We start from the raw sequence: 21,873 nt of genomic DNA, 5'->3' as shown, positions 1-21,873 counted from the left end.
AGAAAAATAATCATGTCCCTACTCTCCCCCAGCATATTCAAAGCCTACGACATACGCGGCATCATCGATAAAACCCTGGATGCCGAAGTTGCCCACCTGATAGGCCAGGCCTTTGGCAGTGCCGCCATCGCCAAAGGTGAGAAAACCGTAGTCATAGGCCGCGATGGCCGCTTGTCCGGCCCGGACCTCATCACTGCACTGGCCAAGGGTTTGCAAGATACGGGCGTCGATGTCATCGACCTCGGCGTGGTTGTTACCCCCATGGTGTACTTTGGCACCAATGTATTGGGTGCGACATCCGGCATCATGGTCACCGGCAGCCACAACCCGCCGGACTACAATGGTTTCAAAATGGTGCTGGCAGGCGAAGCAATTTATGGCGATGCCATACAGGCGCTGTACCAGACCATCCTGAACAAGGATTTCAAACAAGGCAGTGGCAGCTACCGTACGCATGACATCAAGGCGACTTATCTTGAGCGCATCATCGGCGACGTTAAAGTTGCCCGCCCACTGAAAATTGCTGTCGATTGCGGCAATGGCGTAGCTGGTGCTTTTGCTGGTGAGTTGTATCGCGGCATGGGTTGTGAAGTCATAGAACTGTTTTGTGAAGTCGATGGCACTTTCCCTAACCACCACCCTGACCCTGCCCACCCTGAAAACCTGCAAGACCTGATACACTGCCTGCAAACCACGGATGCAGAAATAGGCCTGGCATTTGATGGCGATGGTGACCGTCTAGGTGTCGTTACCAAGGATGGCCAGATCATCTACCCTGACCGCCAGCTCATGCTGTTTGCCGAAGACGTATTGACACGCAACCCCGGCGCGCAGATTTTGTATGACGTCAAATGCACACGCCATATCGCACCCTGGGTCAAGGCACGCGGCGGTGTCCCGCTGATGTGGAAAACCGGCCATTCCCTGGTCAAGGCCAAGCTGCGCGAAACCGGCTCACCTCTCGGTGGTGAAATGAGCGGCCACGTCTTTTTCAAAGACCGCTGGTATGGTTTTGACGATGGCCTGTATGCTGGCGCACGCCTGCTGGAACTCGTCAGCCGCGTAGCCGACATGACAGCCACACTGAACAACTTGCCGCAATCTACCTCAACACCAGAACTGCAACTGCAACTGGCCGAAGGCGAAAACTTCAAGATCATCGCTGCCATGCAAGCGAACCCCAGCTTCCCTGGCTCAGACGAAATCATCACCATCGACGGCCTGCGCGTTGAATACCCTGACGGTTTCGGCCTGGCCCGTTCATCCAACACCACCCCCGTCATCGTCATGCGTTTTGAAGCAGAAAACCCGGAAGCACTGGCACGCATACAGGGTGCGATGAAACAGGCTGTGCTGGCTGTGAAGCCAGATGCGAAATTACCGTATTAATTTATATAAACCTGCAAGCTCACCACAGAGGCACGGAGACACAGAGGGGCACAGAGAAAAACTAAAGACGTGAAGAGTGCTTAGCAAACACTTTCACTCCAAAAGATTTTCTCTTGTTTTTCTCTGTGTCTCAGTGTCTCTGTGGTGAGATTTTCGGTCTTACTACTATCGTGAAAATTCTGCTTGTTCGTGTCTCGTCGCTGGGCGATGTTTTGCATAATATGCCCATCGTGGATGACTTGCGTCGCCAGTTCCCGCAGGCGCGCATAGACTGGGTGGTGGAAGAAGCCTATGTGCAACTTGTGCGCCTCAATCCCGGCGTAGACCAGGTCTTCCCCTTCGCCCTGCGCCGCTGGCGCAAGAGCCTGGGGCAGGCGGCAACGCGACATGAGATCAAGAATTTCTTTCGCCAATTACGGCAAGAACAATATGACCTGGTACTTGATACCCAGGGCTTACTCAAAACCGGCATCATCATGGGCCTGGCAAAAACCGTCAAAGGTGGCAAAAAAGTCGGCCTCGCTAATGGCACTGAGGGTTCGGGTTATGAAGGCATTTCCAGAATCTTCCACGACATCAGCGTACCAGTAGACACGCGCACCCACGCCGTCTTGCGCGGGCGCCTGGTTGCTGCTGCCGCTGGTGGATATACCGTCAATACACCTGCCAGCTTTGGCTTGCAGGCGCCGGATATACCCCCTGATCAATGTGCATGGTTGCCGGCTACGCCGTATGCAGTGTTCTTTCATGGCACCGCAGGTGCGGCAAAAAAATGGCCGCGTGAGAACTGGCAAGCTATTGCCGCCGAATTAAAAAAATACGAATTACCGATATTGCTACCGTGGGGCAGCGCTGCTGAAAAAGCCGAGGCTGAAGCCATGGCTGCCGTCATGCCTAATGCGACTGTCCTGCCTGCACTATCCATGCAGGTAGCAACTCTGCTGGCGCAAAAAGCACGCCTTGCCATCGGTGTCGATACCGGCCTGACGCATATCGCCGCAGCTTATGAAACCCCAACCATAGAAATCTATTGCGCGTCACCGCGCTGGAAGACTGAGGGTAACTGGTCAGACAGGATTATTAATCTTGGGGATAACGGGGAGCCTGCGACAGTTGAAGAAGTTCGCGATGCGATTAGCGTATTAATGAGAGCAACGGGAACATAGCAGTATTAACGATTAAGAATAAAGCCGTGCCGTTAGTAACGTCATTCCAGCGTGCTTTTGGCTGGAATCCAGCGGCGTTCTTAGCACTTCAAATGGAGTATTAATTTCAGAATTGTACTTCACAAACTCGCTTTTCAAATACCTTCGTAAGTCATTTACTCATTTTTATGCAAATAGATCAGATTGCATTGCTCCTGATCATCCCGAATGCCCTTATGCTACTTTACGGTTTAAGTGGTGTTTTCAGGCACGATTCAGGTAATATTGTGGCAGCATGCTGCCTTGCCATCAGTTTGACGATGCTGGCTTTGGTCGTCTCTGTCACCCTGACTTATTCCTGGGCACCAGCCAAAGAACTCAAGGATGATTACTTTGCGGCATATTTACCAGTCTCCGTCTTCACCCTGATTTTCATTCAGCATATTTGGAGAAGAAAGCCCGCTTTATGGCAAATACTTCTTGCAATATTCTTCAGTGCCATCATCTTTTGTATCATGGCCCCTTATGCCGCAATATTGACGGCATGTGCTTGTGGTGACTGTCTGTAAAAGCAACACAGACATCTTCATCATCGTCAGCAGATAAATAGCTGATGATGCCACAGTGAGTAACTCAAATTTGACAGGCAAATACAAATGAATTCGATCAACATAATCGCCCCCTACAAATACCGCGACAGTTGGGTATTTGATGATGAACGCGTAGGCCTGCTGCAAGAGCCTTTCGTGTGCGGCGCAGACACAATGATAGACAAGGTAGTTGCCACAATTCCTGACCCGGAATCAGGTTTTATCATGCTTTTCTCTGCGATCGCCTTCCCTGGCCACCAGATAAAACTCTCCTGGAGCAGGGAGGACTGTGACGGCAACTGGTATTTTTCAGAACAATTGGATATGGAAGGATGGCTATGCCCTGCTTTGTTTGAATATTTTGATGAAGCACCGAAAGAAATTTATGTGCAGGTCAAGGCAAGGAATAATCCCGTTATCAAACCTGTTTAAATCAAATCAGGCAAACAAACTAGTGCCTGGCAAATTTACCTTGATGCCGCAAAAGCACGGGTCTAATAAGAGGGCTGATAGAGAACATATAGTCAGGATTTTCAAGATCGGCTTCAGGCATATCAACACTGGACCAGTACCAGACAAGATAAATATGTATCTGTATATCTTGTTCAAGCAAGTCCAGAAAATGCTTCCAGCTTGCACTATTCAAAAATGCCTTGCCTTCATCCAGTGCGTCCCAAAATGACTGAAAAAGCATAGCCATCAGCGTGAATTTTTCATCTGCACTCAACTCGCCGCTATCATAGGCAGCAAGAAATTCATCTATCCTGTTTGCATCAGTAGCTTCATATTCCCAATCCTGCATATTTCTTTTGAAACGTCTTGCCAGAGCGTCGATAGCGGCTCTAGTGGGAAAGCGGTAAGATGATTGCGGTCTGCGAACATGCTCGCTTTAAACATCTTTACCGAAAAATACACTCGCCAATGATGCTGGACAATTAATTTGACCGCAGCGGCAAGAGGCGCAAGGAAATATATGATGACCGGTTTCTTTTGTTATTCATGCCTGGCTTGAATTTGCAAGAGTTGACAAGCTTCATACTCTCTTCGTCTAATTTGGGGGCAATTGACCATTCAAGATTGGTTTTATCTATAGTGCCATCCACGTTCAGGCGAACGCCTATCACGATACCACGTCCAGGTTCATCGTCTTTTGCAAAACTGACAAACTCGGATTTGATGCAAGTATCAACCAGCACTTCTGGTCTTTTTTCAGGTTGGTCTTCAAGATTCCACATGAAGGTAAATTTAACGCGATTTTTTCCTGCCTCAACGCTTTCATAGACTTTGCACCCTATCAGAGCCATCAAAACAGCGTCATCCAAAACCCGCCAGCCACTGCTACGGGATACTTCAGCCATCATCACACGCCCGGCAGAATTTATACCGAGCTCAAGCACCGTTTTACCGTCTATCCCGGAGAGCGCTATGCCTCGCGAATATTCAGGTGTTTTGCAGCGATCAAACGGAGAGGCTTTTACTGGAGCAATTCCCTGAACCTGACCAGATTTTTCATTGTTCGTGTCGGCCTTTGATTCAGCCTGCGGCTGGGCATTTGCTATTCCATAATGTACATTGAACAGTGTCAGTAAAACGAAACCGGAAGCAGAGATTTTATTTTTGAGCATTTTTTTAAAAATATCAGATCAAGACCAGGCAAGGCCAACAAAGTCCTCAAATTAACTTTGAGATCAAATCTCCAGCTTGGCAAACGACTTGACCAAATCATCCAGCGATTTCAACTGCGCCAGGAAAGGTTCCAGCTTATCCAGCGGCAAGGCACTGGGACCATCACATTTAGCCTGCGCCGGGTCAGGATGTGCTTCGAGGAACAGGCCTGCCAGGCCAGTTGCCATGCCAGCGCGGGCCAGTTCGACGATTTGTTCACGGCGGCCACCTGAGGCTGCTGCGCCAGCTTCACGTTGTTGCAGGGCGTGGGTGACGTCGAAGATGACAGGCAGGTTGTTCGTCACTTTTTTCATGACAGCAAAACCGAGCATATCGACCACCAGGTTATCGTAGCCAAAGCAAGTGCCTCGGTCGCAGAGTATCAATTGATCGTTGCCTGCTTCCCTGAATTTTTCGACGATGTTCTGTACTTGTGAAGGGCTCAAAAATTGCGGCTTCTTGATGTTGATGACACGGCCCGTTTTGGCGAGTGCGACCACGAGGTCAGTCTGGCGTGCCAGAAAGGCAGGCAGTTGCAGGACATCGACCACTTCTGCCACTTGCGCTGCTTGCCATGTCTCGTGCACGTCGGTGATCAGGGGAATGCCAAATTCTGCCTTGATGGCTTCGAATATCTTCAAGCCTTCTTCCAGGCCTGGGCCACGGTAAGAATGGATGGAAGAACGGTTGGCCTTATCAAAGCTGGCCTTGAAGACATAAGGGATGCCCAGCTTGCTGGTGACGCGCACGTATTCTTCGGCGACGCGCAAGGCCATGTCTTTGGATTCGAGTACATTCATGCCACCGAACAGGACGAAGGGGCTTTGGTTGCTGGCTTGAATTTGTGGGGTGATGGCGACGGTAGTCAAGATGATTCCAGTTCTTAAAATAATGTATAGGCTTCTGAATATGCTCAGGATACCCAGCGCAGATAGTCTTGCCACTGCGGATCAAATTCGCTGCTGATATCAAACTCCAGCGGAGCAAAGTTTTGTGCCAGTTTATGTGCCTTGGCCAAGGCAGTTTCTATATCGCTGACATGCCAGTTCATGCTGCGCACATTGCCATGCAGGGTGATCTGGCTGGTGATGCCTTCCTGGGTTTGCGCGAGCAGGGTTTCGAGCTGGTCTTCAAACTCGCGTGCGGCTTCCAGGTCATCTTTATGATCCAGCACCACATCGACCTGCACGCGCCACAACATGTCTGCCCTGCCTACCAGCGCCATGGCAGATTCATTGCGTTGTACCAGCAGCTTGTCGTCGGGGTCGGTATTGCTGACGAGCTCAAAACCTGTCCATTCATTCTCACCTGTGGGGAACAGGGCAGTATGCTTGAGTTCATCACGCCAGAAGTTATCCAGCACTGGCGGGAAAGCGGCCAGGCTGACGGTGGCCTGTTCAGGCGCATCGTCCATGAACTCTACCGGGCCTATCTTGATGGCGAAATCATATTCGCCGATGGCATGGTCAAGCAGGATGAAGGACATATGCCTTGCGTGGTCCAGCATGTCTTGCGGTATCGCTTTGGCAAACCACAATTGCAAACCCACCCTGCCCGCATCAGCATAATGCCCGACCAGGACATCAGCCGGGCTGAGGCTGAAATTATCCATGGACATGCCAAAATCGCCCATTTCTGTGCGCGCCCGGAAGGCAATCACATGCTGAAACATGGCCAGTTTGGGCGCAGATTGCGTGAGTGTCATGACATCCTGGAAATGCTCGGTAGCACCGTGCGCAGTGATGATCAAGTCATACACGCCGCCGTCCATTTTGCCTTGCAACTCTGCTGCCAGGTTGGGGAAGTGGGGTTGCAGTAATGCATTGATGGCCTCCATTGCATCGCGGGCTTCCATTTTCTGCAATTGTGGCTGTGCATTTGCCAGTGCTTGCCAAAAGATATCTGTGCTCATCTATTCATTTCCAAGATGGATGGGTGGTTCAACATGTCCTTGCATGTTGTTTAAGAAGCATAGGATATCATTTTATGGGGGTGGTTTTGTAGAAGTGCAAAGCAGCTTATTCAGCTTTGTTCACTTTTCAAGCAGTATGGTTAGCAACGAACGCCACTAGGCTCCTGCCTGCGCAGGAGCGACGATTTTAGAGTCTTGCCTATATCAAATTACTCAGTCTGCAACGTCAAAGAACTTGCATTAGAGACAAATAATTACAAAATTGAGGGGATTTCGTCCCTTGTTGATAAAAAAAACACATCCTCTGCTGTGTATTAACCTCCAGCAAGACATACACTCCTGCACACCGTTTTCAGGTATATTCCCACCTCTTCGCCCACACTCCCAAGCTTGATGTCCGCTCACCGTAAAAATCTTGATGGTTTTGCCATATCCCTGATGCTTGTACTCTGCTTGTGCTGGGGTTTGCAGCAGGTGGCGGTTAAATTGGCAGCACCAGTAATTGGTGCCAGCATGCAGCTGGGTTTGCGTTCCGGGCTGGCGGCGCTGTTAGTGCTGTTGTTGATACTTGTTAAAAAGATTCCATTTTCCCTGCGGGACAAGCATGTTTTACCCGGCATTGCGGCAGGTGTCCTGTTTGCCATAGAATTTTTATGCATATCGCTGGGTTTGAAATACACCACAGCTTCGCATATGTCGGTGTTTTTATATACTGCACCTATTTTTACTGTACTGGGCCTGCACTGGCTGATCCCGGCTGAGCGTTTGCAATCAACACAGTGGCTAGGTATCTTGTCGGCCTTTGCGGGCGTGGCAATCGCCTTCTCAGGCGCCTTCAGCAGTAGCCAGCGTGATGTGGCTGATATGCTCATCGGTGACAGCTTTGGGGTGGCGGCAGCCGTGTTGTGGGCAGCGACGACGATTACCATACGCAAATCCAGCCTGTCTGAAGCCGAACCAACAACCACGCTGTTTTACCAGTTGGTGGTGGCTGCGGTGATCTTGCTGGCTTTTGTGTTCCTGCGTGGTGAGAGCCTGCCCACGCAATGGAATGCGACCAGTATCGTCAGCCTGGTTTTCCAGACGGTGGTGATTGCCTTTGCCAGTTACCTGACCTGGTTCTGGCTGATGCGGCGTTATCTGGCATCACGTCTTTCCGTATTTTCTTTCCTGACACCCTTGTTCGGCGTGGCCGCTGGTGTCATTCTTATGCACGATCCCATTAGCCCGCGTTTTGCGCTGGGTGCCGTACTGGTGTGTGGTGGTATTGTATTGGTGAATTTCCGTCGGACATAAAGCATGCGTCTTATTTACTCCCTGGTATGGGGTCTGTCCCTGCCGTTTGCCCTGTTCCGCCTCTGGTGGCGTGGCCGCCTTGAGCCTGGCTATCGCCAGCATATAGGCGAGCGCCTGGGTTTTTATCCAGCGAATACAACTCTTGCCAGCATGCCGACGATCTGGGTGCATGCCGTCTCTGCCGGTGAAACCCGTGCGGCTGAGCCACTGATACGCGCCCTGCTGGCACGTTGCCCTGAACACCGTATCTTGCTGACGCACATGACCGCCACAGGACGTGAAACGGGCGACAAGCTGTTCGCCGATGTAGGCCCGCGTCTGCAACAGGCATTTTTACCGTATGACATCAACTGGATGATAGTGCGCTTCTTGCGTCATTTTTCTCCGCAGTTGTGCATACTGATAGAAACGGAAGTCTGGCCCAACCTGATCGCCCAGTGCGCAGCAAAGGCTATACCTGTGACACTGGTGAATGCCCGCCTGTCAGAAAAATCCCTGCGCAAGGCTCAGCGCCTGGCTTCGCTGATACTGCCTGCGGCACGTGCCATCAGCAGTGTGGCTGCGCAGTCAAATCCTGATGCCTTGCGTCTGCATGAACTGGGTATAGACCAGCCAGGCGTGACCGGCAATATGAAGTTTGATGTGACGCCGCCACCTCTGATGGCAGAACGCGGCGCGGCCCTGCGCCGCAGTTTTGGCGAACGCCAGGTAATCTTGTGTGCCAGCACCCGCGATGGCGAAGAAGAACTGATACTGCAAGCCTTTGTCGAGCAAGTGCCTTTGTTGCAAACCAACCCGTTACTGATCATCACGCCACGCCACCCGCAACGCTTTGACCATGTTGCCAGCCTGCTGGAATCGCATGGCATCAAATACCTGCGCCGCTCCAGCCTGAATCATGAAGAGATCGCCCACATAGGCGAAGACATACGGGTTGTACTGGGTGACAGCATGGGTGAGATGTATATGTATTATGCGGCTTGCGACATCGCCTTTGTTGGCGGTAGCCTTGTGCCGCTGGGCGGCCATAACCTGATCGAAGCCTGTGCCATGGGCAAGCCTGTGCTGACAGGCACGCATACCTTCAATTTTTCTGAAATCACTGACCAGGCTATTGCCAGCGGCGCGGCTTTCCGTGTTGATGGTGCACTGAGCCTGTTCCGCCAGGCTCACGCCTTGCTGACAGATAAAAAGCAATGCCAGCGCATGGGCGTAGCGGCCCATGCCTTCTTTTTGCAGCATCAGGGCGCGACTGCGCGCACCATGCAGATGCTGGAGAAATATCTATAAGGTGCTGTCTGCAGGAGCCACACTGTCGAGTATCTGCAAGGCGATTTCAAAGTCAAACACTTGCAGCGACTGTACAAACTCTTCAGCCTGCGTCCCCAGCACCCTGCGCATGCTGAGCTGATGGGTATTGAAATAATCGAGCGCCTCGCTGTCTGACTCTTCCAGATACTGGCGCAGTGTGGCAAATAGCTGGGCTGTTTCTGCTACTTCTGCAGCATCAGCATCCTTGGCTGCGGCTTTATGTGCCTCTTCATTTGCTTTCTCATTTGCTTCCTTAGTCGCTTGTTCCTGCAAAGCCTGCTTCAATGCATTGATCAGCTCGGCACTGGCGGCAGTGAATTTTTGTATCAGCGCCTCGTTCTCTTGTGACTTTTCAATTGCCAGTTCCAACTCTGTTGATACCGCCGCCAGCGTGGTCGCACCGATGTTGCCTGCGGCTCCGCGCATGGTGTGAGCTTCGCGCTCGGCAGTGCCACGGTCGCCCTTCTCCAGCGCCAGCCTGATCTTGTCTGGCGTGGATGCAGCACTGTCGACAAAGATTTGCAGCAGACGCAGGTAGAGGTCAAGATTTTGCCCGCAACGGCGCAAGGCTGGCGCGACATCGACACCGGGTATGGTCAGATCATGAACAACAACTTCTGGCTTCGCTGGTTCAGCTTTGATTGCCGCTGCGGGAGGTTTAGCTGAAGCAGGCGCAACTGCAGCAGGCGGCTGTATGCCTGCGCTGGCTGGTAGATCAGTTTGGTAACCAGGCATGCGACGACCACACCAGCGGCTCAGGGTTTCAAAGAAACTGTCCGGGTCTATCGGTTTGGCAATATGGTCATTCATGCCAGTGTCCAGGCAGCGTTGCCGCTCTTCATTCATGGCGTGAGCCGTCATGGCGATGATGGGCAAGTCCAGCCATTCGGGGTAAGAACGAATGACGGTGGTGGCGGCATAACCATCCATCTCAGGCATTTGCAAATCCATGAGCACGATGTCATAAGGGTTGCCACGATTGAGCTTGTCGATGGCAATGCGGCCATTGTCGGCCACTTCAACAATAATGCCTGCCTCAGTCATCAGTTCTGCAGCGATTTGCTGGTTGATGTGATTGTCTTCCACCAGCAAGACACGCAAGCCTTCAAAGCGGCAGTCGTTGTGCGTCTCGGTTGCGGTGCTGACCGGTGCTTCACGCGATGAAGCGCTAATGCGCAGCAATATCTCCAGCAAGCCCGCCATGCCTGTGGGCTTGGACAGATAAGCAAGCGGTGCATGGGTCCTGGCCTGCATGGTGGTTTCATCAAAACTCATGGTGGTCAGCATGATGACTTGCGGTGTCTCCTTGCCCATGCTGGCGGCAATGGCATTCATGGTGGCGGCACCATCCATGTCTGGCATATGGGCATCAAGCAAGAGCAGATCATACGGGTGACCAAGTACCCTGGCTTCGCTCAGCATATGCAGTGCCAGTTTGCCGCTGTTGGCAGCATTCACAGTCAGGCCCAGTTGCTGCCCCAGTTTTTGCAAATGCAGGCGTGCCACGTCATGGTCATCCACCACCAGCAACTTCAGGTTTTGTACTTGCGCAGGCAAGATGATTTGTGGTGCCGGGCTGGCAAAAGCGAACCAGGAAGTGAATTGGAAATTACTGCCTTTGCCTACCTGGCTTTCCACCCAGATAGAACCGCCCATGAGTTCAACCAGATGCCGCGATATCGTCAGGCCCAGGCCCGTGCCGCCATATTTGCGCGTGGTGGAACTATCCGCCTGCGTAAAGGCCTGGAACAGGTTTTCTTGCTGCTCTTCTGTCATGCCGACACCAGTATCTTGCACACTGAATTGCAATTGCACCTTGTCGACTTCAGCCTGCACCTGCTTGACCAGGATGATGACCGAGCCCCGGTCGGTAAACTTGATGGCGTTATTGACCAGGTTGGTAATGATCTGCCCCAGGCGCAAAGGGTCACCGCGCATGCTGTGGGGAACATGGGTGTCGATATCAAATACCAGCTCTATATCTTTTTCTGCGACATTATGGCTGACGATGGTGGCAACATCGTCGATGACATCGGCCAGTACAAATTCGGCAGATTCTATATCCAGCTTGCCCGCTTCTATCTTGGAAAAATCCAGGATGTCATTCACTACACCAAGCAAAGAAGTACCGGCGCTATGGATTTTATCGATGTAGTCGCGCTGCTTCAAAGTGAGGCGGGTTTTCTTGGCCAGGTGGGATAAACCGATAATGGCATTCATAGGCGTGCGGATTTCATGGCTCATGTTCGCCAGGAAATAAGACTTGGCAACAGTGGCCTGCTCTGCCTGTTCCTTGGCTTCGCGCAGTTCGTCTTTTTGCAGATAGGTTTCGGTTTCATCGATCCAGAAACCATTCCATATCCAGTCACCATTGACACGCTTGGGTGCCACGGTTTGTGAACGCAACCAGCGCACCTTGCCATCCACCATTACGCGCTGGTGGAAATTGCTGGAGGTGCGGTTATCGACAGCCCGGTTCAGGCTGGTCTCGGCAACTTCCCTGTCTTCAGGTAGCGTGGTGCGCCAGCGGGCGTCTTTGTCAGCCAGCAAGTCTGCTGCCGGCACACCCATGACGTTTTTGACATTCTCGCTGACGTAGGCGTATTCTCTTTGGCCATCTGGTCTTTCACGATACTGGTAGACCGACAGCGGCAAGACATCGGTGAGGTCTGTCAGGCGTTTGCGCTCACGGTCAGCCTCGGCAGTTCTTTGCCTGACCAGTTCTTCCAGCAGAATTTGCTGGTCAGAGAAGCGGCTGACACGCCAGCGATACACCAGATAAATAAGTCCCAGCAAGATCAGGCTGACGATAATCCTGAACCACCACTCCATCCAGAATGGCGGGGTGATAGTGATCAGCAGGCTGGCGCCTTGATCATTCCATTCACCATCCTTGGTAGCGGCGCGAGTTCTGAAGACATATTCGCCTGCGCCCAGATTGGTGTAGTTGGCGGCGCGGTGGGCGCCATCGATTTGCACCCAGTCTTCATCAAAGCCATCGAGCTTATAGGCGTAGCGATAATGCTGAGGATCAGAATAATTCAGTGCCGCAAATTCTATCGACACGACGCTGTGTTTGTAAGACAGGGTAATAGATTTGGCATCAGAAATATTGCCATCCATTTTCACACCTGCGGGTAATTTGCCACCGCGCACAGACTGGTTGAAAATCTGGAAATCCGTAATCGTCGTGACCGGCTTGGCATTATTGTCGCGTATGGCTTTGGGATAAAACCAGGCCATGCCCTGAAAGCCACCAAAGTACAAGGCACCATCGGCATCACGATGGCTGGCACCGACCGTGAAAGTGCCATCGACCAGACCATCATCGGCAGTATATTTCTTCAGCGTTTTCCTGTCTGGCCCCAGCTTGTACAAGCCACCATCGGTGCTGATCCAAAGATTGCCCGCCTCATCTTCAGCAAAGCCTGCGGTCGCATCATTGCCCAGTGCACCGCCATAGCGGATGAAACTGACCTTGCCATCAGCACCCTGTACCATTTGATTCAGGCCACTGGCCGTGCCCACCCAGATCACCCCAGATTTATCTTCATACACCGCATACACACGGCTATGACTAAGGCTATCGGTATTATCCGGTTCATGCCGGTAGTGTTCGAAGCGGCCAGTACTGCGGTCCAGCTTGTCCAGCCCACCAAAGCTGCCTACCCAAAACTGGTCGCGATGATCAAACAAGATGGACACTACCCGGCCATGACTGAGGCTGTCGCTATCTTTGGGGTTGTGCATGTAACGCTTGAATTTGCTACCCTGCATGAGATTCAAACCGTCATCGCTGGCCACCCACAGATTACCTGCCTTGTCATAGGCCAGCGAATGCACGATATTGGAACTGATGCTATCTGGCTGCTTGGGATCATTCTGGAAATGCTGGGCATGTTCAGTCGTCGTATCAAACAGATTCAAACCATCTTGCGTACCTACCCAAAGCTTGCCTTCAGGTGCCAGTTTCAAGGCCCTGATCTTGCTGTTGCTCAGGCTGCCTGGCTGCTTTTCCTGGTGCTGGTAAGCACGTATCTGGCCGCTGGCCTTGTCCAGACGGTTCAAACCTTCGCCCGTACCTATCCACACCACACCATCCTTGCTGGTTATGGCTGACACGGTATTATTGCTCAGGGTCCTGGCCTCGCCGGGCAAATGCAGCAGACGCTCAAAGCCGCCGCTGGAAAGATTGGTGCGGCTGGCCCCACCCAGCCAGGTGCCTACCCATAAAGTGCCGGTACGGTCTTGCAATAAGCGGGTGACACGGTTGTCTGCCAGGCTATGCCTGTCACTGGCATGATGGCGGTATGAAGTGAACTTGTTGTCAGCAGCATTCCAGCGCTTGAGACCATCATCCGTACCTATCCAGATGACACCATCGCTGTCTTCCAGCAGGGAAGAAACAGGGCCGGGGTCCAAGCCTTCAGCCAGACCAAGACGCCGTTTTCTGGTACGTTCTTTAGACCAGATTTCCAGACCGGCAGCAGTGGCTATCCATAGATTGCCCTGCTTGTCGCTGAGTATGCTTTGTACATTATTGTGGCGTGGGTCTGGCTTGCCGTCGCTATCGAGACGGAAATTCTCAAAAGCAGCCTTGCCCCGGTACATGACGCTCAAACCGGCATTGGTGCCCGCCCATAAATTGCCGTCTTTATCCAGGCTCAGTGCACTGACCTGATCACTGGCAATACTGGCGGCATCCTTGTCATCATGGCGCAAAATCTGGAAACGGGCAGTATCAGGGTCAAAATGCGCCAGACCATCGCCCGTGGCCAGCCACAGACCAGAACTGCTGTCACTGATAATGGCTTGTATCTGGTTACCGCCGGAGCTGCGGATATCAGCCAGGTTGCGCTTATACCTGACCATGGTTTCGGTCGCCATGTCATATCTATGCAGGCCACCATTGCGCGTACCTACCCAGATCCTGTCCTTACCATCCTGATGCAGAGCCCAGACCCAGTTATCTGCCAGACTGTCGGGCCGGGCAGGATCATGGCGAAAAAATACCACCTTGGAACCATCATACCTGTGCAGGCCACCCTGGGTACCAAACCACATATAACCCTGGCGGTCTTGCAGCATGGATTGCACGGATTCATGCTGGAAGCCCTGGTCACGCCCGACTTGCTCAAAGCGCAGGCTTTGTACACTGGCCGCCATCACAGGCTGGCAAAATAGCACTGAAGTCAGCAAGAGCGCCAGACACAATATGCTGGCGCAGGTGAACAGAAACTGAGGATAAAGATATCGCTTAGCCAAACTGTCCTGCCTCATTATGTGCCCTCTGAATTTACCGGATTTTAGTGATTCAAGTATATGTTATTCAGTCATCAAGAAATCATCGATATCCCTGTCTTTCACAGAGTTTTTTACAGTTTGTAGGGAAATCGCGAAAAAGCGGCAATATTGGCAAGACTTACTGACATCAGACCAATATCGGAAACGATGAAGTAGCTATTTTGTTTGTAAAAACATATATCTGAATAACAAGTCCCATAACGAATTTTTTTGTAGATAAACATCTGGTAATGTCATACAAACATGCTTGCCATAAAGAATAACTTCAGGCATTTATATACAAAAATCCTGCATTAATCCTGTAGCTTCCATTAACCGCAAAATCCAGTAATTTTCATGAAAATTTCAGCTTGGTAATTTTGCTATGTATTGCTTTAAGGATTGCTCTTATCTAGATCCAGCTCAAGAAAAAATGTGGCAACGGGGTTTATAATGAATGCCATCAGACGCCAGGATGCCCGGTATTTAAGTGTCTTATTTTCAATAGAGCAATACTTGTAGAGCTTGTTTTTTACAATGGGAATATCCCCCTGCGTCTTCGCCTTTCTTAAAAAGCCCCGAACGGAATAAATCAGCCTGGTATTCGCCTTACTATTTATCCTGACTGGCGAGCTTTCGGAATCATCTCTGCAACAAGTAACAAAGAAAACTTTCTCACATGAACGCAAACGAAAAAATTTTAGGATTGACAGAAATGTCTCCTCAAGAAATCTCCCTTGATGTCTTGCTGGAAAAATACGCCAAAGGTGATGAAGTCACTATCCACGATGTGCAGTCTCGTGTTGCCAAAGCACTGGCCAGCGCAGAGCAGCCAGATTTCCAGGCATACTACGAAGAAAAATTCTTGTGGGCGCAAAAAAATGGTTTCGTGCCTGCAGGCCGCATCAACTCTGCCGCTGGCATGGATTTGCATGCGACCCTCATCAACTGCTTCGTACAACCGGTAGGTGACTCTGTTTCCAGTGCCACTGATGGCAAACCCGGCATTTATACTGCATTGGCAGATGCTGCAGAAACCATGCGTCGTGGTGGTGGTGTAGGCTATGATTTTTCTACCATACGCCCCAAGGACGCACTGGTGCGCGGCACCCGTTCACGCGCCTCCGGCCCGGTGTCTTTCATGCAGGTCTTCAATGCCTCCTGCTCGACAGTGGAATCTGCCGGTGCCCGTCGCGGCGCGCAGATGGGCGTCTTGCGTGGTGATCATCCTGACATCCTCGAATTCATCCGCTCCAAAGACCAGGGTGGTTTGACCAACTTCAATATCTCCATCGGCGTCACTGATGAATTCATGGAAGCAGTGGCCAAAGATACAGATTACTGCCTGGTACATAAAGCTGAACCTGGCGAAGACAAGAAAGAAGCCGGTGCCTGGCAGCGTGAAGATGGTTTGTGGGTGTATGAAACCGTACGTGCGCGTAATCTGTGGGATGAGGTCATGAAGTCGACCTACGACCATGCAGAACCGGGCATCCTGTTTTTGTCGCGCATGAATGCCGAGAATAATCTTTACTATTGCGAAAAGATTGAAGCCACCAATCCATGTGCAGAACAACCGCTGCCTGATTATGGCTGCTGCTGCCTGGGTTCCATCAACCTGACGCGCTTCATCAAGGGTGCATTCACTGATGCAGCCGAGTTTGACTTCTCTGCTTTTGAAGCAGTAGTGACTGTTGCCACACGCATGCTCGACAATGTGCTGGATGCCACGGCCTGGCCTTTGCCACAGCAAAAAGCCGAAGCCATGTCCAAGCGCCGCGTCGGCCTGGGCTTCCTTGGCCTGGGCAGCAGCCTGGTCATGCTGGGTCAGCGTTATGATTCTGATGCTGGCCGCGCATTCGCACAAAAAGTATCTGAAGTCATGCGCGATGCCGCCTACCTGGCATCGGCAGAACTGGCGAAAGAAAAAGGCCAGTTCCCTCTGTTCGACAGTACAAAATACCTGGCCGGTGCTTTCGCCAAACGCCTGCCTAAAAACGTACGCAATGCGATTTCCAAACATGGTTTGCGCAATTCTCATTTGTTGTCCATCGCCCCTACCGGCACCATCACCCTGGCCTTTGCTGACAATGCTTCTAACGGTATAGAACCGGCGTTCTCCTGGGTGTATAACCGCAAGAAACGCATGGCGGTTGGCGATGCCAAAGTCTATGAAGTGGCAGACCATGCATGGCGTTTGTATCGCCATCAGGGCAATGATGTGTCTGACGACAGCAAGCTGCCCAAGCAGTTTGTCACGGCCCTCAATATGTCAGCCAGCGATCACATGAAGATGTTGCAGGTCGTGCAGCCATACATTGACTCTGCGATTTCCAAAACTGTTAACGTACCGTCAGATTATCCTTACGAAGATTTCCAGAACCTGTACATGGATGCCTGGCGCGCTGGCCTCAAAGGCCTGGCGACTTACCGTCCGAATAGCATACTCGGCAGCGTTTTATCTGTCTCCACTGAAGCCGCACCAGAAGTCAAACAAACACCTGACGACGACCTGCTGCGCAAGCAATTTGATGGCCGCCCGTTTGGCGACCTGGAATCTGTCACTTCCAAAGTGCAGTACATGACTTACGAGGGCAAGAAAACTGTCTACCTGACGGTGAGCTTCATCCACATAGATGGCATGGTCGGTGGCGAGCGCGCGACTATCGAACGTCCATTTGAATTCTTCATGCCTGCTGGCCAAAAGAACGACGGCCAGCAATGGATATCAGCCAGCATGCGCTTGCTGTCAATGGCAGCACGCTCAGGCGGCTCCATCGCCAAGGCACTGGCAGACATGCGTGAAGTGGTGTGGGACAAGGGTACAGTACGCTGCGGCATGATCACCAAGGACGATGGCTCACAGGCACCGCTGTTCCATGAATCCGAAGTTGCCGCCATCGGTTACTCGCTGCAACGCATACTGATGAAACGGGGCTTCCTCGACGCCGCTGGCAACCAGATCCCTATCACCGTACTGGCAGAAAAGTTCAAACAAAGAAGCCACCACTATGGCATGGATGACCTCGCCTATGAAGGCGAAACCGCGCCTATCAGCTACATCCCTACTGGCAAAAAATGCCCGGATTGCGGTGCGCATGCCTTGCAAAAAATAGATGGCTGCAGCCGTTGTGTGTCCTGTGGTTATGTAGGGGCTTGCGGCTAACTTGCAGGCCAGATATCGGTAGCAACTTGTGGGTTACAGCATAAGCTGCGACTAATTTTTTTATACTTAAATAAACAATGCCAGTGAAATTCACTGGCATTGTTTTTAGTACCTCTTAAACAAAAAAAATGCGGCTAGTTCGAGATTGTGAATTTCGCGTATGGATTGATGTTACGGCGCAACTGAAAATCCTGCTTCGCCATCAAAATGCAGTGGTGTTTTGACTGAGTTAGATAATAAGGCCCCTCCCCCCATCTGTCCTCCACCTATCCGAACACACAAATCTTCTTTATAGACCCTGCCCAGATAACTTTTGACGTCAAGTGCACCAATACCGTGAACAAGCTGAATAATTGGCTCAGCTTTAATTGGTATGTGAACCTTGTATCGGTTCGCTTTGTGTCCAGTGCTACTGATGGCAGATGCTACAGAGTTCTCTCCGGAGTCAATGAACACGCCACCGCCCCATAATTCATAACCGGACTCTGCCTGCGAGCATGGAATTAACGAGAAATACAAATGGTGGGTAAATTCAGAGGCCAATTTAGGAATATCGTCCTCAGATTCAATATATAGAACGTAGTAAGGACCAAGCTGGTCGTCCTTTTCGGGTAAGTTCGGATATTCATGAACTTGACCACTCTCCGGTATCTTGTCTGTAGTCGAAAGCCCGGTTATCGAAATTGTGACATGCCTTGTGCAACTACAGAGAGATAAGAAAGTGATGATAATCACCCCCCATTGGGATACACGCAAAATTGTCATATTTACCTAGATATAGTAATACTTTTATACATCATGCGATTGACATTGATAGATATCGTAACGCGTGAGTACGGTCAGACATCGGCAAATGTTGACCGATGACGTGTCGCACGTCGAACAAAGTCTCATTTTTTGATTTCAAGCGCTTGATTTTAATTGTAAATATTTTTCGAACGTGTAAACCGTTAGGGAAAGTGAGGAAAGTCTCACGTTGGGACACTAATGGATTTACACAAGTTCTTTGTCAAGAACAGATTAATGCACTTTGCATTTTTTATCCGACAAGTATTTGTTGAATCCGCGACTCAAATAGTCGAGCATGTGAGTATCTGAGTTGCACTCTTAAACATCACTATTTTTAAAAAGGCGCTGTGCTATTGCCAACTTCATGCCGGTTCGCTCGTGAAAGCGAGATGCACGGATAAATGAGATCAGTCCGGGCATCATCATTACGCCACCGGCCAACGATGAGCTGAATGGCCCAGATAGCAGAATGGCTGCCGTACAGGCAGCCATTCTGAGGGTTCAAGATGTGCAACGTTACAGTCTGCTAGTGATGCGCGCCATGCCCACCGGTGGAGGCACCGCCATTACCATCCGGCAGCACGACCTTGACGTTTTGCATCATGCCCTGGTCTTCGTGATCGAGGATATGGCAATGCAACACGTATTCACCGATATAACGTTGATAGCGGGTACGGGTTTTGACGGTGTAGCCTGGCGTCGCCATGATGGTGTCTTTCCAGACTCCCTGCAAACCGGCGTATTGCCCGATTGTTGGCGCTTTAGTATCCTTCAGTGCGCTGACATCAACGCCGTTTTTGTCGGTGATACTGATAATCTGGTATGGATTGACGTGGATATGAAAAGGATGCTGCACACTTCTTTCGCCGTCCTTGGTCGGGTTATAGGATTTGATATGCCATTCTTGCACCTGGCCTAAAATCAGGGTCTGCTGGACCTCGCCTGGTTTATAGGGTGCGCCATTGACATCAAAGCTTGGTTTGTCACCACGGAAATCAATACCCAGCGTCAGCTCTACCGGCTTTTGAGGATCGGTGAGTTCAGATTCTGGAATCGCCTTGTGCGGCACAAACTTTGTCAGTTTCAGGCCATCTTTCAAATCCTTGATGATGGTATCGCGCACGCTTTTCGACAACAAGCCTGCTGCACGTACCAGTTCTTTGGTGACGAACTGGGTTTGATCGCCGCTGGTTTTATTGCCAACGGCATGGATCACAGTCATCACCTTGGCATTGTCTGGCAAGGACGAGATAGAACCGGTCGCACCAGAGTCACTATAGACGCAGTAATCACCTCTTTCCGGCAGGCTGAACAGGATGTCACTGCGATAGCCAGGTTGCAGGGTATTGGTAACCTTGGCGAAAGCGCTTGGTCGGGTCAGGCCGTCGGTTGCTACTTCAAATTGCAGAACGTCAATGCCATCACAGGCATTTTTTACTTCGGCTTGCAATGCCTCTGGCGTGGCGGCAGTTGGTGTCAGTTTGCTGACATCGCCAATTTTGCGGATACGCAAGGCAATAGGTTCGCGTACACCAGCATCAACCAGACGCCAGCGGTAGAGTTTGCCAGCTTCCATCACCAAAGGCTTGGCAGGGTTACGTGCGAAACCATTGATCAGGGTATGGCGGCCAGAAGTAGTCCAGGCACCGGGGGCAAATTGTGCAGCAAAATCCTGCACCAAACCAGTGTCCCCTTTCTTGCACAGCCAGGTGCCATCGGGATTGGTCTGTATCACGTCGATCTCTTTGCCCGGGTTCTTGGGGTCAGGTCCCTTGATGAAGCAGGCATAAGGAATCTGCTGCATCAGCATTACTTCGCCATAGTTGCCAGCTGCCGGTTTGAAGGGATTGAGCAAGGTATCGAGGTCACCATTGCTAAGCACGGTAGGTTGCCTGTCGCCTTTGACGATCAGGGCACCGGCCATGCCGCTACCAACTTGTATGGCAGTAGAGCCATGCACATGCGGGTGATACCAGAAAGTACCCGCCGGGTGATCCCCCGGCACATTGTATTCGTATTCAAAATTGACCTTGGGCTTGATCGCCAGCAGCACGTTGTCGCTATTGCCCGATGGTGAAATCCACAAGCCATGCGAATGCAGATTGGTGGTGTTGTAGCAATGTGGTGTATTGACATTGTCTTTTGCGACCAGCTCACAATCTGGTTCCTTGTCGAGACGGTTACTCAAATCAAAGCGCACGGTCTGCCCTGGTTTCATGACCACCGTAGGTGCAACAAAGTCAGGGCGGAATAAATTTGGCGCGCCAGAAACATTGCGTCCATATGAGCGCAACGAGACTTTGTCATATTCTCCTGTCGAAGGATTGTAGATAAATCCCGGTGTCATTTGTATAGGCAGGAAGTAACGAATTTCACGACCTGACCTTTCCACCATCTTGCGCTGCTCACCGCTCAGCAGGTTGGCAGCGGGCTTGATCAAGTCTGCCGCTACATCGCGGTCATCAATCTGGCTTGCCAGTGGTGGCGCTTGCGGTGCTTCTTTGACTTTGGCCTCTTGCGCCAGTACTGCATGACAAAACAGGCTGGCACCAGTCATGGCGGCAGTGCCCGCAAGGAGGCGTATTTGCTTCAAATGTATGTGCATAAAATGCTCTTGAAATTGATTGAAGGGATAAATGTTAACGATGAATTCTTGTAAGCAAGTCAATATATAAAGTTGACCACCAGTTTCTTTTTATGAAGCAATATTGCCAGGCTCAAATTACCTGCTTCTGGAGCACATGGTGTCGCCATGTCAACAAAAAGCCATTTTCTGGTCATTTATTTTTTGCCAACTCAGTTTATAAAACTGACATGCAACTTGCAACAAAGTTAAGCTGTTATAAGCATAAATTTGTTGTTTTTTCGATAAATTTTTCAATTAGTTTCAAATCCTGGTTTTTACAAGGCTTTGGAGACGATCTTCAGGATGGTTAGTGCTGTCGTATTCCATCGCACCTATAGCCTGGTATCAGAATTTCAGGAGATATGCGCAATGTGCATGTCAGACACATTGGCACAATGCGAGTCGGGAATCATCGTGTTTTATTAGAGTTGGACCACCCGGCCGGAAGTGATGTTGAAGCGCTGATTAACTCTGCTCGAGAGAGAGATTTTTGTTGGGTTTGGCGAAAACGATCATGGCTTGATTCACAATTATCAACCGACACAAACCAAACTGAAGATCAATGATTTTGAATAGGGACATAGGGTATTAATTCAAATAATGAGATATAGTGACAAAAGGGAAATTTTGACCTTACGCGCATTTCCTCTGAATTGCCAGGCACTTTCAACGCATAGATTGCATCATCGATTTTTTTGCTC

At 50.8% G+C, this 21,873-nt stretch carries 14 protein-coding genes and 1 pseudogene; 8 read left to right on the top strand and 7 right to left on the bottom strand.

Going from position 1 to position 21,873, the window contains the following annotated elements:
* The first annotated feature begins 12 nt into the window (after positions 1–12).
* The 4 genes from ACO0LD_RS20515 (at position 13) to ACO0LD_RS20500 (ending at position 3,556) form a co-directional block, all read left to right on the top strand.
* Positions 13–1,389 carry a phosphomannomutase/phosphoglucomutase gene (locus ACO0LD_RS20515; RefSeq protein WP_423010034.1) on the top strand — a complete coding sequence of 459 codons (1,377 nt, stop codon included), beginning with the start codon at positions 13–15 and terminating at the stop codon, positions 1,387–1,389.
* 170 nt (positions 1,390–1,559) lie between these two features.
* Positions 1,560–2,555, top strand: coding sequence for a lipopolysaccharide heptosyltransferase I (waaC, locus tag ACO0LD_RS20510; protein ID WP_423010033.1), 996 nt, complete (start codon positions 1,560–1,562; stop codon positions 2,553–2,555).
* Positions 2,556–2,722: 167 nt separating this feature from the next.
* Positions 2,723–3,103 (top strand): hypothetical protein, encoded by a 381-nt coding sequence (locus ACO0LD_RS20505; RefSeq protein ID WP_423010032.1) that lies wholly within the window; start codon positions 2,723–2,725, stop codon positions 3,101–3,103.
* Positions 3,104–3,190: 87 nt separating this feature from the next.
* A complete protein-coding gene (locus ACO0LD_RS20500; RefSeq protein ID WP_422950827.1) occupies positions 3,191–3,556 on the top strand; it encodes a DUF6717 family protein in 366 nt (121 codons plus the stop codon).
* A 19-nt stretch (positions 3,557–3,575) separates the two neighbouring features.
* On the opposite strand, the gene ACO0LD_RS20495 is transcribed toward ACO0LD_RS20500, so the two are convergent.
* The 4 genes from ACO0LD_RS20495 to ACO0LD_RS20480 form a co-directional block, all read right to left on the bottom strand.
* On the bottom strand, positions 3,576–3,851 hold the full coding sequence (locus tag ACO0LD_RS20495; protein ID WP_423010031.1) for a hypothetical protein: 276 nt from the start codon (positions 3,849–3,851) through the stop codon (positions 3,576–3,578).
* A 208-nt stretch (positions 3,852–4,059) separates the two neighbouring features.
* Positions 4,060–4,749, bottom strand: coding sequence for an energy transducer TonB (locus tag ACO0LD_RS20490; RefSeq protein WP_423010030.1), 690 nt, complete (start codon positions 4,747–4,749; stop codon positions 4,060–4,062).
* A 63-nt stretch (positions 4,750–4,812) separates the two neighbouring features.
* Entirely contained in the window at positions 4,813–5,658 is an 846-nt protein-coding gene (gene kdsA / locus ACO0LD_RS20485) for a 3-deoxy-8-phosphooctulonate synthase (RefSeq protein ID WP_423010029.1), read from the bottom strand.
* A 44-nt stretch (positions 5,659–5,702) separates the two neighbouring features.
* A complete protein-coding gene (locus tag ACO0LD_RS20480) occupies positions 5,703–6,701 on the bottom strand; it encodes a hypothetical protein (RefSeq protein WP_423010028.1) in 999 nt (332 codons plus the stop codon).
* A gap of 393 nt (positions 6,702–7,094) precedes the next feature.
* On the opposite strand from ACO0LD_RS20480, the gene ACO0LD_RS20475 reads away from it, so the two are divergent.
* Entirely contained in the window at positions 7,095–7,997 is a 903-nt protein-coding gene (locus tag ACO0LD_RS20475; protein ID WP_423010027.1) for a DMT family transporter, read from the top strand.
* A gap of 3 nt (positions 7,998–8,000) precedes the next feature.
* On the top strand, positions 8,001–9,287 hold the full coding sequence (gene waaA / locus ACO0LD_RS20470; RefSeq protein ID WP_423010026.1) for a lipid IV(A) 3-deoxy-D-manno-octulosonic acid transferase: 1,287 nt from the start codon (positions 8,001–8,003) through the stop codon (positions 9,285–9,287).
* Here waaA and ACO0LD_RS20465 read toward each other — a convergent pair.
* Positions 9,282–14,573, bottom strand: a complete 5,292-nt coding sequence (locus ACO0LD_RS20465) for a two-component regulator propeller domain-containing protein (RefSeq protein WP_423010025.1) — start codon at positions 14,571–14,573, stop codon at positions 9,282–9,284. The two genes, waaA and ACO0LD_RS20465, sit on opposite strands and share 6 nt — an antisense overlap.
* Positions 14,574–15,270: 697 nt before the next feature.
* On the opposite strand from ACO0LD_RS20465, the gene ACO0LD_RS20460 reads away from it, so the two are divergent.
* Positions 15,271–17,757: an adenosylcobalamin-dependent ribonucleoside-diphosphate reductase gene (locus tag ACO0LD_RS20460; protein ID WP_423010024.1), complete on the top strand. Its 2,487-nt coding sequence runs from the start codon at positions 15,271–15,273 to the stop codon at positions 17,755–17,757.
* Positions 17,758–17,928: 171 nt separating this feature from the next.
* Here ACO0LD_RS20460 and ACO0LD_RS20455 read toward each other — a convergent pair whose 3' ends face one another.
* Entirely contained in the window at positions 17,929–18,522 is a 594-nt protein-coding gene (locus ACO0LD_RS20455) for a hypothetical protein (RefSeq protein ID WP_423010023.1), read from the bottom strand.
* 406 nt (positions 18,523–18,928) lie between these two features.
* Between ACO0LD_RS20455 and ACO0LD_RS20450 the strand changes: the two are divergent.
* Positions 18,929–19,006 (top strand): annotated as a pseudogene (locus tag ACO0LD_RS20450) (short chain dehydrogenase); the annotation flags it as partial.
* 66 nt (positions 19,007–19,072) lie between these two features.
* Here the strand turns inward: ACO0LD_RS20450 and ACO0LD_RS20445 are convergent.
* Positions 19,073–21,151, bottom strand: coding sequence for a multicopper oxidase family protein (locus ACO0LD_RS20445; protein ID WP_423010022.1), 2,079 nt, complete (start codon positions 21,149–21,151; stop codon positions 19,073–19,075).
* Between the last annotated feature and the right edge of the window lie 722 nt (positions 21,152–21,873).

This window comes from Undibacterium sp. Ji83W (assembly GCF_049340385.1).
Classification (GTDB): Bacteria; Pseudomonadota; Gammaproteobacteria; order Burkholderiales; family Burkholderiaceae_D; genus Undibacterium.
This window is presented reverse-complemented; position numbering and strand designations above follow the sequence as displayed.

Bases quoted from the DNA above. Each gene is read 5' to 3' on its own strand.
- ACO0LD_RS20515 (WP_423010034.1), top strand. From the start codon at position 13: ATGTCCCTACTCTCCCCCAGCATATTCAAAGCCTACGACATACGCGGC.
- ACO0LD_RS20500 (WP_422950827.1), top strand. From the start codon at position 3,191: ATGAATTCGATCAACATAATCGCCCCCTACAAATACCGCGACAGTTGG.
- ACO0LD_RS20455 (WP_423010023.1), bottom strand. From the start codon at position 18,522: ATGACAATTTTGCGTGTATCCCAATGGGGGGTGATTATCATCACTTTC.
- ACO0LD_RS20445 (WP_423010022.1), bottom strand. From the start codon at position 21,151: ATGCACATACATTTGAAGCAAATACGCCTCCTTGCGGGCACTGCCGCC.
- ACO0LD_RS20490 (WP_423010030.1), bottom strand. From the start codon at position 4,749: ATGCTCAAAAATAAAATCTCTGCTTCCGGTTTCGTTTTACTGACACTG.
- ACO0LD_RS20480 (WP_423010028.1), bottom strand. From the start codon at position 6,701: ATGAGCACAGATATCTTTTGGCAAGCACTGGCAAATGCACAGCCACAA.
- ACO0LD_RS20475 (WP_423010027.1), top strand. From the start codon at position 7,095: ATGTCCGCTCACCGTAAAAATCTTGATGGTTTTGCCATATCCCTGATG.
- ACO0LD_RS20460 (WP_423010024.1), top strand. From the start codon at position 15,271: ATGAACGCAAACGAAAAAATTTTAGGATTGACAGAAATGTCTCCTCAA.
- ACO0LD_RS20505 (WP_423010032.1), top strand. From the start codon at position 2,723: ATGCAAATAGATCAGATTGCATTGCTCCTGATCATCCCGAATGCCCTT.
- waaA (WP_423010026.1), top strand. From the start codon at position 8,001: ATGCGTCTTATTTACTCCCTGGTATGGGGTCTGTCCCTGCCGTTTGCC.